The sequence below is a fragment of the Staphylococcus sp. FSL K6-0223 genome (assembly GCF_038008285.1).
Genome location: NZ_JBBOYX010000004.1, coordinates 344990 through 361513, shown reverse-complemented (window position 1 = coordinate 361513; position 16524 = coordinate 344990). Strand labels below are relative to the sequence as shown.

At 33.8% G+C, this 16524-nt stretch carries 14 protein-coding genes and 1 riboswitch; of the genes, 7 read left to right on the top strand and 7 right to left on the bottom strand.

The features are described 5' to 3' along the window. Positions 1–3: 3 nt before the first annotated feature. The 6 genes from MHI13_RS22530 to xpt form a co-directional block, all read right to left on the bottom strand. Positions 4–1716, bottom strand: coding sequence for a hypothetical protein (locus MHI13_RS22530; protein ID WP_002469644.1), 1713 nt, complete (start codon positions 1714–1716; stop codon positions 4–6). Positions 1717–1721: 5 nt separating this feature from the next. Beyond that, on the bottom strand, positions 1722–1961 hold the full coding sequence (locus MHI13_RS22525; RefSeq protein ID WP_002434152.1) for a ferredoxin: 240 nt from the start codon (positions 1959–1961) through the stop codon (positions 1722–1724). A 586-nt stretch (positions 1962–2547) separates the two neighbouring features. Then, on the bottom strand, positions 2548–4089 hold the full coding sequence (gene guaA, locus MHI13_RS22520; RefSeq protein ID WP_002434012.1) for a glutamine-hydrolyzing GMP synthase: 1542 nt from the start codon (positions 4087–4089) through the stop codon (positions 2548–2550). 178 nt (positions 4090–4267) lie between these two features. Beyond that, on the bottom strand, positions 4268–5734 hold the full coding sequence (gene guaB, locus MHI13_RS22515; RefSeq protein WP_002434485.1) for an IMP dehydrogenase: 1467 nt from the start codon (positions 5732–5734) through the stop codon (positions 4268–4270). A 38-nt stretch (positions 5735–5772) separates the two neighbouring features. Continuing rightward, a complete protein-coding gene (gene pbuX / locus MHI13_RS22510) occupies positions 5773–7041 on the bottom strand; it encodes a xanthine permease PbuX (protein WP_002434013.1) in 1269 nt (422 codons plus the stop codon). Continuing rightward, complete coding sequence (gene xpt / locus MHI13_RS22505; protein WP_002434618.1) at positions 7041–7619, bottom strand: xanthine phosphoribosyltransferase; 579 nt, start codon at positions 7617–7619, stop codon at positions 7041–7043. Before xpt ends, pbuX begins: the two co-directional genes overlap by 1 nt. Before the next feature lie 289 nt (positions 7620–7908). Beyond that, positions 7909–8011: riboswitch (purine riboswitch) on the bottom strand. A gap of 216 nt (positions 8012–8227) precedes the next feature. Here xpt and MHI13_RS22500 point away from each other — a divergent pair. From MHI13_RS22500 to MHI13_RS22485, 4 genes are all read left to right on the top strand, one after another. Further along, positions 8228–8635, top strand: coding sequence for a general stress protein (locus MHI13_RS22500; RefSeq protein ID WP_002434071.1), 408 nt, complete (start codon positions 8228–8230; stop codon positions 8633–8635). Between the two features lie 160 nt (positions 8636–8795). Next, entirely contained in the window at positions 8796–9464 is a 669-nt protein-coding gene (locus tag MHI13_RS22495; RefSeq protein ID WP_340762084.1) for a hypothetical protein, read from the top strand. A 116-nt stretch (positions 9465–9580) separates the two neighbouring features. Then, positions 9581–10435 (top strand): hypothetical protein, encoded by an 855-nt coding sequence (locus MHI13_RS22490; protein ID WP_002434634.1) that lies wholly within the window; start codon positions 9581–9583, stop codon positions 10433–10435. Between the two features lie 261 nt (positions 10436–10696). Then, a complete protein-coding gene (locus MHI13_RS22485; protein WP_002434104.1) occupies positions 10697–12085 on the top strand; it encodes an L-cystine transporter in 1389 nt (462 codons plus the stop codon). Between the two features lie 58 nt (positions 12086–12143). On the opposite strand, the gene MHI13_RS22480 is transcribed toward MHI13_RS22485, so the two are convergent. Next, entirely contained in the window at positions 12144–12899 is a 756-nt protein-coding gene (locus tag MHI13_RS22480; RefSeq protein WP_002434470.1) for an NADPH-dependent oxidoreductase, read from the bottom strand. 159 nt (positions 12900–13058) lie between these two features. On the opposite strand from MHI13_RS22480, the gene MHI13_RS22475 reads away from it, so the two are divergent. The 3 genes from MHI13_RS22475 to ahpF all read left to right on the top strand — a co-directional run bounded on the left by MHI13_RS22475 (position 13059) and on the right by ahpF (position 16392). Then, positions 13059–13838 (top strand): 2-keto-4-pentenoate hydratase, encoded by a 780-nt coding sequence (locus MHI13_RS22475; RefSeq protein ID WP_002434126.1) that lies wholly within the window; start codon positions 13059–13061, stop codon positions 13836–13838. Positions 13839–14284: 446 nt separating this feature from the next. Continuing rightward, positions 14285–14854: an alkyl hydroperoxide reductase subunit C gene (gene ahpC / locus MHI13_RS22470; RefSeq protein ID WP_002434612.1), complete on the top strand. Its 570-nt coding sequence runs from the start codon at positions 14285–14287 to the stop codon at positions 14852–14854. A gap of 14 nt (positions 14855–14868) precedes the next feature. Continuing rightward, positions 14869–16392 (top strand): alkyl hydroperoxide reductase subunit F, encoded by a 1524-nt coding sequence (ahpF, locus tag MHI13_RS22465; protein ID WP_058121724.1) that lies wholly within the window; start codon positions 14869–14871, stop codon positions 16390–16392. The last annotated feature ends 132 nt before the right edge of the window (positions 16393–16524 follow it).

Below are 16524 nucleotides of genomic sequence, written 5' to 3'. Positions count from 1 at the left end.
ATCCTAACCACCCACTTTATCTTTAGTATATTTATTTTGGTACCATTCTCTACTATAAATATTGATCTTTATTTCTTTCTTAGTTTTTTTACATATATCAAACCAAGATTGAAATAATGACTTCAATATTTCTTTATAATATATAGCGATGACTAGATCATTCTTACTGTAATCACTTCCGCTTTGCTTCATTAATCTTAAATCAAAAAATGCGTTATATATTGTTGCCCCATTTTCAATAAATCCCGGACAACGAATGGCATGTCTAACTTTAGCGAACACATGTCCTTTATGATGCTGATCACTCCACATAGTTATGTCAGCCATAACGGGTGGAAAATAAAAATGACGAGTGATCCTTGTTTGATTATTCAAAAAATTTCCCGGGGTATAATGCCAACTGTTATATTCCATTCTTTTACTTATAGCGGTAAGTATTCCTGCTAATACTTTAGAATTATCTTGAAATGCATCTTTCATGAGTGAACTTGGGATAACACAACAAAAATATTGATTTTGTCCCCAGTTAAAAATTTCTTCTAACTTATCTTTTTGATGGGCTTCATAAAATTTGAGTGGCGCTCTAAAACCTCTAGCCATACCTATATCGGATGAAGTTCGGTCAATTGCTTTATTGATAATCATATCCATAATTTTTTCAATCATTTGATATGGTTCTTTATCAATATTTTTCTCTATAATTTGGCAAAAATAATGATAATAATCTTTTGTAAATTTAATAGAAGTGAATTTTTCTAAATCAGTTTTTAAACTATCGTCATTTAGTTTAGCTAGTTCGCTTTTATCGATATATCTTTCCTCTTTATGTAAATTCAGACCATTGATATACCTGTAGATTAAATAGCTATTTTCAATTTCTTTTCTCAACGAATATATACGTGCCGCTTGTTTTTCTAGGCTAAGACTACTATTCGTCTCTCTTTTCAAAATATGACTATATTCTTTGATTTTTTCATTAAAATAATCTTTTAAAAATGACAGCGAGAAATGTATACCATTTACTTCCTCTCCACGTGAGGGAGGTCCAGATTTAAGTAATAGATACATATTAAAAACAAAAATTTTTTCTGCTTTATCCCACTTTTTAACACTTTTATAGGGCAAATCATTTAATAAAAAGTCCTCTGTATCTCCATCGAATTCTTTTATCAAATTATTATAATTATAAAATGTACTAAAAGTTTTATCTTTAACATAAAGCAATATGGGTGCCATGTGATAGATATTAAACTTAATAAATTTTATTATTTCGTTAATCTCATCTTTGCTTTTACCTTTGAAAAAGTTCTTTACTTCTTTATTGTATATTTCTTCTTCTATCTCTAACGCTTTTCTGATCTTTTCATTTATAATTTTTATCAATTGTTCATTTACAACGAAGTAACCTAATACAAATGCATAATCATCAAAAAAGTTATCCGCACCCAAGAGTATTCTTCCATATTCAGTTATACCGAAATAAATTCTATTTTCATCAACATTTTCTAACTCAGAGGTAAAAACGATTCTAGAATTATGTTCGTTTAAACATTGATAAATAGCATTTTGTTCTATATTGAGACATTTCACTCCAACAGACTCAGCTATTTTCCCATCTAACGTAAAAAGCGTACGAATAATTGTAGATGGATTCTTTAAACACTGAACTTTATTTTGAACTTCTAACAATAACTTGCCAAAACCATTTTTATTCATATTCATCACTCACCCTTTTCATTAAAAGGATGTTGCGATATTTTAATTGATTCTGTTGGACATCCCTCAAGTGCATTTTTCAAATGTTCAATTTCATTAGATGGCACCGATTCACATCCGCGGTTATTATCTAAGCACGCATATGCAATATCTTCTACATCATATTTAAATAAATTAGGAGCAGCTACTCCACAGGCAGCACATGAAATACAATTTTCTCTATCTACATAAGTATAATAGTTCATATAGAATCCCCCCTTATATTCAATTCTCAATGTGCAAGTGGAAATATTGATATATTAATCATGATTTTCTAAAAGAATGATAGTTAGAAATACATTGCTTATACAAAAGATAATTTCTCTAAAATCATATTATTTTAATTTTATATAAATCCCCTTTTCCCACAATCCCAAAATAATTTTAACTTTTTGAGTGCAATTTTACAATAAAGATGAAAATATAAATTAATAAAATAATAGAAGATAGCTTCATTAAACAAAAATATAGAAAGTAATACATATACTTTAAATATTTATGCAACAAAGTTTTTATTTTTTTATATTTCATAATACAACGCAAATAAATAGCGGTATTAAACTTCAGAGTGAGATTAAGTTAAATTGTTAAAACGGTAGGCTAATAGTTATAACTAAATAAATCATCATTTCTTTCCTTCTATTTATTCAAGTGAATAACACACCAAAAAACCTTTAACCACAATGGCTAAAGGTTTAGAAATGCGTAATCATAACGTATTCAATATAAAAATAAATAGGCTAGAAACCCTTTTGTTTTGGTGTTTCTAACCTATTTATTGTGATTATTTCATTACTCCCACTCAATTGTACTTGGGGGCTTAGAAGTAATGTCATAGACAACACGGTTCACGTGGTCAACTTCATTTACAATACGACTTGAAATCTTTTGTAAGACTTCCCAATCAATACGAGCAAAGTCACTTGTCATTCCATCAATGGATGTCACTGCACGAATACCTACAGTGTGATCATACGTACGATAGTCACCCATCACACCTACCGATTGAATGCCAGGTAAAACTGTGAAATATTGCCAGATATCTCTTTCAAGACCTTCTTCTCGCACAACTTCACGTAAAATTGCATCAGATTCACGTACAATTTCTAATTTATCTTCAGTAATTTCTCCAAGTACACGAATACCTAAACCGGGACCTGGGAATGGCTGTCTCCAAACTAAGTGCTCTGGAATGCCTAATTCAATACCTAAAGCACGTACTTCGTCTTTAAATAACGTGTTAATCGGTTCGATAAGCTCAAATTCCATATCTTCAGGTAACCCACCTACGTTATGGTGAGATTTGATTGTTTGAGCCGTTTTAGTACCAGACTCAATCACATCAGTATAAAGCGTACCTTGAGCTAAGAAATCTACATCCGTTAATTTAGCCGCTTCATCGTCGAAAACATAAACAAACTCATTACCTATAATTTTACGTTTTTGTTCTGGATCAGACACGCCTTTTAACTTGTCCATAAAACGGTCCTGCGCATTAACACGAATAATATTCATATCAAAGCCTTCACCGAATTGCTCCATGACCATATCGCCTTCACCTTTTCGAAGTAAACCATGGTCAACAAATATACAAGTTAATTGATCGCCGATTGCTTTATGTAACAACACTGCTACCACTGATGAATCTACGCCACCACTCATTGCACATAAAACTTTACGGTCGCCAACTTGTTCACGAATCTTCTCTATTTCAATTTCAATAAAATTCTCCATTGTCCACTCGCCTGTACAATTACAAACGCGACGTACGAAGTTTCTTAATAAGTCATTACCATATTCAGTATGACGTACTTCAGGATGGAACTGAACGCCATAAATACGACGTGACTTATCTTCAATCGCAGCATAGTTTGTACTAGGACTATCTGCAATCACTTCAAACCCTTCAGGAATCTCAATGACTTTATCAGAGTGGCTCATCCATACAGTTTGTTCTGAAGGTAGTCCAAAGAATAACTCATCAGATTTAGCGTTGATAATAGCTTTACCATATTCACGCTCGTTTGCACGCTCTACCTTACCACCTAGAAGTTTTGTCGTTAATTGCATTCCGTAGCAAATACCTAATACAGGGATACCTAAATTATATATTTCAGGACCAATTGTAAATGAACCTTCTTCATATACAGAATTAGGACCACCTGAAAGTATAATTCCTTTAGGATTCATTCGTTTGATTTCTTCAATTGAAATCTCATGATCATGTAATTCACTGTAGACGCCCATTTCACGAATACGTCGTGTAATTAATTGATTGTATTGGCTACCAAAGTCTAAGACAAGAATTAATTCTTGCTCTTTCGCCATCTCCATAATTGCGAATCTCCTTTATTATTGTGATTTTTATGTATAAAACTTAGAGAAACGCTCCTCCCATTGCTATACTTCGCTATCATTTTTCATACGATTATACGAAAAAGAATTTCAAGCTAACATATAACATAGTCATGAAGAGCGATCTCTAAAATAATGAATGTATTTCAATTCCTAATTAGAAAGAATAATTTGGTGATTCTTTAGTAATTTGAACGTTATGAGGGTGACTTTCCGCTAAACCAGCAGGTCCCATGCGAGTAAATTGGGCTTCTTCACGTAGAGCTTTAAGGTCTTTCGAACCAGTATAACCCATACCTGCTCTTACACCGCCCATAAGTTGATAAACAGTGTCTTGTAAAGGACCTTTGTATGCTGTACGTCCTTCAATACCTTCTGGAACAAATTTTCTAGGAGCTTTATCTTCTTGGAAGTAACGGTCGTTTGAACCTTTTTCCATAGCACCTAATGAGCCCATACCACGATAAACTTTATATTGTCTTCCTTGGAATACTTCAGTAGCACCTGGGCTTTCTTCAGTACCAGCTAATAAGCTACCTAACATAACGGCATGTCCACCTGCTGCTAATGCTTTGATAATATCTCCTGAGAATTTAATACCACCATCGGCAATAATAGCTTTGCCATGTTTACGTGCTTCAGTCGCGCAATCATATACAGCAGTAATTTGAGGAACACCAACACCTGCTACAACACGTGTCGTACAAATAGAACCAGGTCCAATACCTACTTTAACAACGTCAGCGCCTGCTTCAAATAACGCACGTGTAGCTTCAGCAGTGGCAACGTTACCAGCTACAACAGTTACCTCAGGATACGTTTCTTTAATGTGTTTAACTTGATCGATAACACCTTTCGAATGACCGTGAGCTGTATCAATGATTAATGCATCGACACCCGCTTCAACAAGTTTTTGAGCGCGGATTTCAGTATCTTTAGACGTACCGATAGCAGCTGCTGCTAATAATCTACCGTATTCATCCTTAGCAGCATGTGGGAATTCAAGTACTTTTTCAATATCTTTAATTGTAATTAAACCTTTCAATTTACCATTTTCTACTAAAGGTAGCTTTTCAATTTTGTGTTCTTGTAAAATTGCTTCTGCTTCATCTAAAGTTGTACCTACTGGAGCTGTGATTAAACCTTCTTTCGTCATCACATCTGAAATTTTAATTGAGAAATCTTCAATAAAACGTAGATCACGGTTAGTAATGATGCCTACTAAATTTCTGTCAGAGTCGTTATCAACAATTGGAACACCTGAAATGCGATATTTACCCATTAAAGCTTCTGCTTCGTAAACACTTTCATCAGGAGTTAGGAAGAAAGGATTAGAGATGACACCATTTTCAGAACGTTTTACTTTTTGTACTTCATCAGCTTGTTCTTCAATGCCCATATTTTTATGAATAACACCTAATCCACCTTGGCGTGCCATTGCAATTGCCATTTTTGATTCTGTTACTGTATCCATACCTGCAGAAATTACTGGAATGTTTAATTTAATTTTATCTGATAATTCAACGCTTAAATCTACGTCACTTGGTAAAACATTTGACTCAGCTGGAATGAGTAATACATCGTCGAATGTTAAAGATTCTTTAGCAAACTTATTTTCCCACATTTAAAAACCGCCTCCATTTTTATTTATAATTAGTTACATTATTTCACATTTTCATCACTTTGTTTATAGTTTATACCATTAAAAAAGAAATTTAAGATAATTGCCGAAATAGCACCCAATACAATTCCGTTTTGAGTTAACCAAGCGAATTGATCTCCTAAGCTTTTGAACGCTTGGGGAACGGCACTAATACCTGTTCCTAAACCAACAGATACAGCAATGATTAATAGATTGTTTTGATTATTAAAGTTAATATTTCCTAAAATACTTACCCCATACGCCATTACCATTCCAAACATGGCAATCATAGCTCCCCCTAATACGGGAAGTGGGATAATATTCGCTAATGCACCTAACTTAGGAATACAACCACAAATGAGTAGTAAAATAACCATCTCATAAATAACGTTGTTCTTTTTCGCACCTGATAGTGACACGAGACCAACATTTTGTGAATAAGCAGTATATGGGAATGAATTAAATACAGATCCTAAGATAATGGCTAGACCTTCCGCAGTGTAACCCTTACGAAAATCTTTTCTCTCAAGTTTTTTACCAGTTATCTCACTAAGTGCGTGATAGACACCTGTGGATTCAATTAAACTTACGATTGCTACAATAAAGAAGACAAGTGTCGAACTTAAATCAAAACCAAAACCTGAGAATCTAAATGGTAAAGGTAAGCCTACCCAGTGGGCATCTCCCACTTGTTTAATATCTACAAGACCAAACACTGCTGCCAAAGCTGTACCTAGAACTAGACCTATTAAAATAGCTATCGATTTTAAGAAACCTTTAGTAAATCTTTGTAATACCAAGATGATAATTAACGTCACGCCACCTAAAATTAGATTTTTAGGATTCCCATAATTTTTAGCGCCTTCTCCACCTGCTAGATAATTCATTGCGACAGGCATAAGATTAATTCCAATTATTGTAACTACACTTCCTGTTACTACAGGTGGAAAGAATTTAACTAAATAGGAAAAGAATGGTGCAATAATAACAACTAAAATTCCTGATACAAATAATGAACCATAAAGTACTCCTAAACCTTTTGTCTGCCCAATTAAAATCATCGGAGCGACTGCTGTAAATGTACAGCCTAAAACAATAGGTAATCCTGTACCTGTTATTTTATTAGCTTGTAAAAATGTTGCTACACCACACATGAAAATATCAACTGTTACTAAATAAGCAATCTGTTCAGAGGAGAACTTCAAACTCGTACCGACTATAATAGGTACTAAGATTGCTCCAGCGTACATAGCTAAGAGATGTTGAAGACTTAAAATGAAATTCTTCATTATTGCTCACCTAAGAGCGTCACTTTATTACCTTTTAAAGAAGCCACTTTACATAGTGACGTTACATTTAGACCTTCGTTCTCAAGTCGTTGACGTCCGTCTTGGAAACTTTTTTCAACCACAATACCAATACCTACAGTTGTTGCTTTAGCTTGTTGCACGATATCATTAAGACCTAATGATGCGTCTCCATTCGCAAGGAAGTCATCAATAATAAGAACTTTGTCGCCCTCTCCAAGAAATTCTTCAGAGACAATAACTGTGCTTGTCTTGTTTTTAGTAAATGAATGAATCTCTGTGCTATAAAATCCATCTTTCAAAGTACTAGGTTTAGCTTTTTTAGCGAATAGACATGGAACATCAAAATGGAATGCCGCCATAATAGCAGGGGCTATACCGGACGCTTCAATAGTTAAAATCTTTGTTATTCCTGCGTCTTTATACGCGTCATAAAATGTCTGACCTACTTCATTCATTAGCGTTGCATCAATTTGGTGGTTTAGAAATCCATCCACCTTTAAAATCTTCTCATCGATGACTACACCGTCTTCTTTGACTTTACGTCCTAACGACTCCACTCAAAAAACCTCCTCAAATAATTAATAATTTGAATAAATTAGATATAAAAAAATCCTCAAACTAAAATTTAATAGTTTCAGGATCTACGAGTGAACATGCAATACTTTGCATTAAAGCAAAAAATAAGAAGAAGTTACGCAAAATTAATCCTAAAAACGTTTGTTAAAATTTGATAAAGCTTAATTACAATTGCGCTAAAGGTATTTATGTACAAATACTCACTTCATAGCTATCATGCATATCAAAAACGTTTTACTTTGTGTTGTTTTACGATCTAAACTGCTCTTAATGTATTGTATTGTTACTCATAGTCATGTCGTTTGAGGCGACACGGTAGAAACTTCTAAAGCCATATTCTCTAGATTATATGAGTCATATAAATTATTTAATGATAATAGCAAACTTTTTATGTATTTTCAATATGGTTAGAGGTAAGTTAATGATTGCAATATCAACAATTTATTGTGAAATCGCTTTAATTTTCAACTATTAATTCATATTGGAAAAACCTAAATCAAAATTATATAATTATATATGTAAAAGTTTTATATAAAAGGACAAGGGTATAACTTTGTAAAGCAAGTTTTAAGATGAAGGGGCGATAACCATGGCAGAAATTACTGTAGTAAATGACAAAAGTGAATTATATAATGTCATTAACCAAAAGAAATCTGAAGGCTATTTAGAAACTGAATTAGCAGTTATTAGTAAAAGTAAATTACACTTAGATGACCTACACAATTCTCAAATCTCTATGATTGCCACAAGTGGTTCATTTAGTGATCGCATGTCTCGTTTATTAACTGGCGAAGATGGTGAAGAGGCTGTTCTTTCTCGTTACAATTTAACTGAAGATGAATTAGAATCACATAAAAACGATATTCTAAATGACAAATTATTACTTGTAGCAAATCGTGATCGTTCTTCTCACGATGAAGTTGAAGAGAATAATTCAGCTTATGAAGAGATAGATATTACGCATTATGCTGCTGAATCAAAAGGTCCTAAATCATAAGTACTTATAATTAGAACGTTTCAATTTACGTCACCACAATGTTTACGTTAAAAATCGTAGACCTTGTGGTGCTTTTTTATAAATAAATCACTCACAGGCAGTGAATAGAGCTTATAATTATCCTATAATAGAATAAATAAAATTTGATGGGGGCAGTGTTATGGAGTTTAAAACGATTCAAACCGCTAAAGATCCTTTATTTGAAAAAGCACTCCAATTATATGATGCTAAATTAGATATTAGTTTAAGTGAAGATAGTTCTATATTTAAACGTTCACTTGAAAATAACAAAACTGAAAATGACTATGCATTCGTTGTAGGTGTAGAACATGACCAAGTGGTTAGCCTTGCTACAGCTCACTATGAAGCGACAACCAATGCCGCGTTTCTAATCTATTTAATCGCCCAAGATGGACCTAATCATGACGAGCTCATTACTTTAACGTTAGAGGAAGTCGAAAAACAACTTAATCTTTTATCCAACGAAGTTCATGATAGAGACATTAATTTTATTATGCTCGAAGTTCCAAAAGAACCAAAGACTGTTGATGATAAAACTGATAAAATTCTTGAACATCGAAGACAATTTCTTTATGAACATGAATTTGAAAAGCAAAAAGAAATTGACTACATTCACCCAAATTACGCCTTAAATGAAGAATCTAAAAAAGTTGACTTATTTATTAAAGCCAATATTGAACTCACGAAAGACATATACGGTACGAGTGTTAAATCCAATTACATTCTTAAATATGTCTTCGCTAATGGAATTTCACGCGATATTATTTATCCCCTTTTAGAAGAAATGAATTTAAGAACCCCTCTATAGAACAACTTGAAATCACAAGCGAGAAAGAGTAAACTATCACATGAGGTAAGACTGACGTTTCACTGACCGAAGACAAACGTCACTATACATAAACCAAATATGAAGGGACTTTTTCAATGTTAACCAAAGAATTTGCACAACGTGTCGAACTAAGTGAAAAACAAGTCCGTAAAATCGTACAACACTTAGAAGAACGTGGATATCAACTTAGTAAAACTGAATATCGTGGACGTGAAGCTACAGATTTTAAAGAAGAAGATATTGAATTATTTAGAGATATCGCTGATAAAGTAAAGCAAACTAATAGCTATGATTTAGCATTTGATGAACTTGAAAAAGAAAAAGATTTCTTACAAGTAATTGTAAAAGATGAAGATAGCCAATTACCTACTGACCAAAATGTTGCGCAGTTAGTTGAAGATTTACGTAGCGAAATTCAAAAAATGCGCGAAGAACGCCAAATGCTTGGCCAAATGATCAATCAAGTTCATCAACAACAGCAAGAACTTAAAGATTTACAAACTGAAATCACAAACAAAATTGATGCGAACACTGAATCTTTAAAAACTATTCAAACTTCACAAGAAGCTATTCAATCTTCTCAAGAGAAACAAGCAAAAGAAATCGAGAAGGCGAATACGCAATCTAGTGAAACTGTATCCTCACTATCATCAAGTGAGAATAAGGAGAAAGTTATTTCTGAAAGTGCATCATCTACTAAAAGTGAAAGTGCAAGCACATCTGACTCTCTCTCTACATCTCAATCAGAAAGCAGTAATTCATTAAACGGAAGTGCATCAAATTCTCAATCACCAAGTACTACTGTAAGTACTTCAGAACAACCAGAGTCAACTAATAGTGAATCTACTATTAACTCTAACTCAACAACATCGTCTCATTCACCTAACGAAATGAACACTCAACCTAGAGAAGAGAAAAAAGGATTCTTTGCGCGTTTATTTAATTTATAAATGAGCATACAACTTCTAAACACTTATCTGAGTATGTGTTAAATACACATATTTAGGTAAGTGTTTTTTAAATCACCGTGTTTCATCGCAACTACCCACACCCTACTCTACACATTCTCTTTTATTTAATTATTCAGAAAATTATTTCTATATTATTTCCATAAAAAATGAATTCAACTACCTTGAATTCTATAATCGCGAGTAATATCCTTATTATATATGTCGGAATACTATATTTTAGAACAAAGGAGTATATACATTATGGAAGCATTCTTCACTATTATTAACGTAGTAGTGTTAATTATTTTCATTATTATGTTAAACATAATGGCTAGAAAACATGTTTCATTTCCTAAACGTGTATTTACCGCTTTAGGTATAGGGATTGTATTAGGAATAGCTTTACATCTTATATTCGGAGCAGAATCGAAGGTATTAAAACAATCCACAGATTGGTTTAGTATCGTGGGCGATGGCTATGTTGCCTTACTTCAAATGATTGTAATGCCACTGATCTTCGTTTCAATTGTGGCAGCTTTCAGTAAAATTCAGATTGGAGATAAATTTGCTAAAATTGGGACATTCATTTTTATGTTTTTAATTGGCACTGTAGCCGTTGCAGCTATTGTCGGCATCATTTACGCTTTAATCTTTGGACTTGATGCTTCTTCAATCGATTTAGGTAGTGCAGAACATTCTCGCGGTACTGAAATTAGTAAGCAAGCTAAAGATTTAACTGCAAACACGTTACCTCAACAAGTTCTTGAATTACTGCCAAGTAATCCATTCTTGGACTTTACAGGTCAACGTACGACATCAACTATCGCAGTTGTCATTTTTGCAACTTTCGTCGGTTTTGCATATTTACGTGTTGCACGCAAAGAACCAGAGTATGGAAATCTGTTAAAACGCGGCATTGAAGCTGTATACTCAATCGTTATGGCCATTGTAACTTTCGTTTTAAGATTAACGCCATACGGTATACTAGCAATTATGGCTTCTACATTAGCAACCAGTGACTTTGCGGCAATCTGGACTTTAGGAAAATTCTTACTCGCATCTTATGCTGCTTTAATCACAATGTATCTCATACATTTAATCATTTTAGGAGTATTAGGTATTAATCCAGTAAGATATGTTAAGAAAACTTTAGAAGTACTAATCTTTGCTTTTACTTCTCGCTCAAGCGCGGGTTCTCTGCCATTAAATATCCAAACCCAAACACAACGTCTAGGTGTACCTGAAGGTATCGCAAACTTCTCAGCTACATTTGGTTTATCAATAGGACAAAACGGTTGCGCGGGAATTTACCCAGCTATGCTAGCAATCATGGTTGCGCCTGTGGCACATGTACACATTGATTTTCAATTTGTCATTACGCTAATAGCTGTTGTTATCATAAGTTCATTTGGTGTTGCAGGTGTTGGTGGCGGCGCTACATTCGCTTCCATCTTAGTACTATCTACGTTAAACTTACCTGTGGCACTTGCAGGTGTACTCATTTCTATTGAACCGCTCATAGACATGGGGCGTACTGCATTGAACGTGAATGATTCAATCTTAGCTGGTACAGGTACTGCACGCTTAACAAAAAATTGGGATAAACAAACATTTGAATCTAATAATTATGGGGAATTATCTTCAAACTGATTTGAACAATAAGTAAGACGCACTCACAACTAAGTGGGTGCGTCTTTTTTTATTTGCATTATCGTTTTATAAATCCAGCTTTATTAAGTTGGTCTAGCATATCTAGCCTAGTTTTTCTTCCTAAGAAAGATTCAATTTGTTCGGTCCAAGTTTCAGTTCTTTCGCCATTTGTACGTTCTTTATAATAATCACTAACCACTTGGTCATATTCATCTAATTCACGACGTTGTTTATCATTACTTGCATCGTAACTATTTTTGTGGAAAATGTGTTCAAATGGTAAACGTGGTTTAGGCTCACCATCTTCATCCTCAGCGGGTTCTCCTACAGCCATACCAAATAGAGGGAAAGTATAGTCAGGTAAGTCTAAAATTTCACGAACACGACCTACATCATTACGTAGGGAACCTAAATAAACGATACCGTAACCCATATCTTCAGCTGCTACAGCCATATTCTCAGATACAAGAGCCACATCAATCGTGCCTACTAATAAGCCTTCAGCTGAACCGTATGAGACTTCCATATCTGAATCCACTTTTTCATTTACTAAACTATGACGGTAATAATCTAGAACGAAGACGAATAAATAACCATTATCTAATACATAAGGTTGCCCTGAAACTTCTTTTAAATTTTCTTTAATTTCGGGATCATCAACACCTATAATTGAGTAAGTCTGAAGATAACTAGAAGTTGATGCGCCTTGTCCAGCCTCAACTAATTTCTTCACAGTATCATCATTAAGAGGGCTATCTTTGAACTTTCTTACTGAATGATGCTTACGCATTAAGTTGTATACATAATCTGACACACTAATCACTCCTAATAAATTTATACACATATAATGAATCCTAATTTGTCTTTAAATATTTTATACCCTGAACAAAGGACTTTTAAATTTATTTGCACACAGCTTATTTAAAAGTTATCATAATAGTATTAATTTTCAGATATTTTAAGGAGAGATATCATGACTCAAGCTATTAAAAATATTTCAAATGCCCTTTTCAATTCTTTTAAAAATAAAAAACCTATTGATTTTGTAAGCGAAAATTACAATATCACTGAGGAAGAAGCTTATTTAACTCAAGATGATTTAATTGAACAGCTAAAATTTAAAGATCGTACACATGTTGCTGGATACAAAGTGAGTATGACGAGCGCTACAACACAAGCAATTGCTCATACTAATGAGCCTGCTTATGGCACGATTTTATCAGATAAAATAGTAAATAATGGTGACGCTGTCTCACTTTCTTCATTATTTTCCCCATTATTAGAACCAGAAATTATGTTTATTGCAAAAGAAGACTTACCTTATGATGCAGATTTACAAACAATTATTCTTAATACTGAAATCGCTGCCGGCATTGAGATACCTGACGCAAGATATAAAGATTGGTTCCCGAATTTCACTCTTGGTGATTTAATTTGCGATGATACTGCAACTGGATTGATTGTTGTAGGAAATAAAGTAGATCCTTTAGATATAGACGCATTTGCGCATGTACAATTGAATTTATATAAAGATGAAGAATTAATTGCTACAGGTGACTCATCTGAAGTATTAGGTAACCCTCTCAATGCTGTACTTTGGCTTATTAAAAAGTTACATTCCCACCGTAAACAAATAAAAAAGGGACAAGTCATTTCTTCAGGAACATTCATCTCTCCGCTTAAATTAGAGTATGGTACGTATCGTGCAGAATATAGTGGAATAGGTACCGTAGAGTTTAAGGTTTCTAAATAAAACTAAACCAAATAGAGTTAAATTCAAAATAGTAACAGTTATTTTGTATTTAGCTCTATTTTATTTATATAAACTGTCATAAAAGAAAATTGAAGGTACAGATGTTATCATTAATGTATAGATGTAATAAAATTACACTCTATTATCAATGAAACATGTTTAGTTGAGAATGATATGTGTTATTTATGGTATAAGAAGTGGTTGAAAAAGAATATTACATTCGATAAATTAAGCTTCTTATCACTTTATAGTTCGCATTGTTCATCTCTAACATGACGCTATATAAAGGCTATTGTTATTCATTTTCTCAATTAAAAAGTTTCTAAAGTTGACTATTTAGATTGTAGATGTGATAATACTTATCAAGAGATTAGAATTATTATAAACAAACAATTATTGTTAACTAATTCTAATTTATACTTAAAAATTTCAGGAGGTATTTACCTATGTCTTTAATTAACAAAGAAATCTTACCTTTCACAGCGCAAGCTTATGATCCAAAAAATGATGAATTTAAAGAAATTTCTCAAGAAGATTTTAAAGGTTCTTGGAGTGTAGTATGCTTCTATCCTGCTGACTTCTCTTTCGTATGTCCTACAGAATTAGAAGATTTACAAAACCAATATGATAAATTACAAGAATTAGGTGTCAACGTATTCTCAGTATCAACTGATACTCACTTTGTACACAAAGCTTGGCATGATCATTCAGATGCAATCAGCAAAATCCAATATCAAATGATTGGTGACCCATCTCAAACAATCACTCGTAACTTCGATGTATTAGATGAAGAAGTTGGTTTAGCTCAACGTGGTACATTCATCATCGATCCTGATGGTGTAGTTCAAGCAGCTGAAATCAACGCTGACGGTATCGGTCGTGACGCTAGTACATTAGTTAACAAAATTAAAGCAGCTCAATATGTACGTCAACATCCAGGCGAAGTTTGCCCAGCTAAATGGGAAGAAGGTTCTGAATCATTACAACCTGGTTTAGACTTAGTAGGTAAAATCTAAGGAGGCATTAAAAAATGCTTAATGCTGATTTAAAGCAACAATTAAAACAATTATTAGAGCTAATGGAGGGCGACGTTGAGTTCGTCGCTAGCCTTGGCTCAGATGATAAATCTAAAGAACTTAAAGAGTTACTAGATGAAATTGCTGATATGTCAGCGCGCATCACTGTAACTGAAAAAGATTTAAAACGTACACCAAGTTTCTCTGTAAACCGCCCAGGTGAAGAAACAGGAGTTACATTCGCAGGTATTCCATTAGGTCATGAGTTTAACTCACTTGTATTAGCGATATTACAAGTAAGTGGCCGTGCTCCTAAAGAAAAACAATCTGTGATTGACCAAATTAAAGGGCTTGAAGGGCCATTTCATTTCGAGACTTTCGTTAGTTTAACTTGTCAAAAATGCCCTGACGTTGTTCAAGCATTGAATTTGATGAGTGTTATTAATCCTAACATTACGCATACTATGATTGATGGCGCAGTTTTCCGTGAGGAGTCTGAAGACATCATGGCTGTACCAGCTGTCTTCTTAGATGGTCAAGAGTTCGGTAATGGCCGTATGACTATTCAAGATATTTTAACTAAATTGGGAAGCACTCAAGATGCTTCTGAATTTAATGATAAAGACCCTTATGATGTTCTAATCGTAGGTGGTGGCCCTGCAAGTGGTAGTGCTGCTATCTATACTGCACGTAAAGGACTACGTACAGGTATTGTTGCTGACCGTATTGGTGGTCAAGTTAATGATACTGCTGGAATTGAAAACTTTATTACTGTTAAAGAAACAACAGGTTCTGAGTTTTCTTCTAACCTTGAAGATCATATCTCACAATATGACATTGATACGATGACAGGTATCCGTGCTACTAATATCGAGAAAACTGATTCAGCAATTAAAGTTACTTTAGAAAATGATGCTGTACTAGAAAGTAAAACTGTGATTATTTCTACAGGTGCAAGTTGGCGAAAACTTAATATTCCTGGTGAAGATCGCCTTATTAATAAAGGTGTAGCATTCTGCCCTCACTGTGACGGCCCTCTATTTGAAAATAAAGATGTCGCTGTTATCGGTGGCGGTAACTCTGGCGTTGAAGCAGCTATCGATTTAGCAGGAATTGTTAAGCATGTTACTGTATTTGAATATTCATCTGAATTAAAAGCAGATAATGTCTTACAAGATCGTTTACGTTCTTTATCAAATGTTGATATTAAAACGAACGCTAGAACTACTGAAGTTCTTGGTGAAGACCATGTTACCGGTATTAGTTATGAAGATTTAAATAGCGGTGAAACTCAAGTAGTAAATCTTGATGGTATTTTCGTTCAAATCGGTTTAGTTCCTAACACTGCATGGCTACAAGATGCTATTGAACTAAACGGACGTGGCGAAGTAGTCATCGATCGTGATAACGCGACAAACGTTCCTGGTGTATTCGCAGCAGGTGACGTGACAGATCAGAAGAATAAACAAATTATAATTTCAATGGGTGCTGGCGCTAACGCTGCGTTAAATGCATTCGACTATATTATCAGAAACTAAATGATAATTATTTACCTATCATAATATCTTCACACTAAAAGAGCCTTAATTGTTAAGGCTCTTTTGCTTCAAACTGTTGGCAAAGTATCAGACTTTGTCGGCAGTTTTTTTATATTCAATTAATATTGTAAC

Bases quoted from the DNA above. Each gene is read 5' to 3' on its own strand.
- MHI13_RS22490 (WP_002434634.1), top strand. From the start codon at position 9,581: ATGTTAACCAAAGAATTTGCACAACGTGTCGAACTAAGTGAAAAACAA.
- guaA (WP_002434012.1), bottom strand. From the start codon at position 4,089: ATGGAGATGGCGAAAGAGCAAGAATTAATTCTTGTCTTAGACTTTGGT.
- pbuX (WP_002434013.1), bottom strand. From the start codon at position 7,041: ATGAAGAATTTCATTTTAAGTCTTCAACATCTCTTAGCTATGTACGCT.
- MHI13_RS22525 (WP_002434152.1), bottom strand. From the start codon at position 1,961: ATGAACTATTATACTTATGTAGATAGAGAAAATTGTATTTCATGTGCT.
- MHI13_RS22475 (WP_002434126.1), top strand. From the start codon at position 13,059: ATGACTCAAGCTATTAAAAATATTTCAAATGCCCTTTTCAATTCTTTT.
- guaB (WP_002434485.1), bottom strand. From the start codon at position 5,734: ATGTGGGAAAATAAGTTTGCTAAAGAATCTTTAACATTCGACGATGTA.
- MHI13_RS22530 (WP_002469644.1), bottom strand. From the start codon at position 1,716: ATGAATAAAAATGGTTTTGGCAAGTTATTGTTAGAAGTTCAAAATAAA.
- MHI13_RS22485 (WP_002434104.1), top strand. From the start codon at position 10,697: ATGGAAGCATTCTTCACTATTATTAACGTAGTAGTGTTAATTATTTTC.
- ahpC (WP_002434612.1), top strand. From the start codon at position 14,285: ATGTCTTTAATTAACAAAGAAATCTTACCTTTCACAGCGCAAGCTTAT.
- ahpF (WP_058121724.1), top strand. From the start codon at position 14,869: ATGCTTAATGCTGATTTAAAGCAACAATTAAAACAATTATTAGAGCTA.
- MHI13_RS22500 (WP_002434071.1), top strand. From the start codon at position 8,228: ATGGCAGAAATTACTGTAGTAAATGACAAAAGTGAATTATATAATGTC.
- MHI13_RS22495 (WP_340762084.1), top strand. From the start codon at position 8,796: ATGGAGTTTAAAACGATTCAAACCGCTAAAGATCCTTTATTTGAAAAA.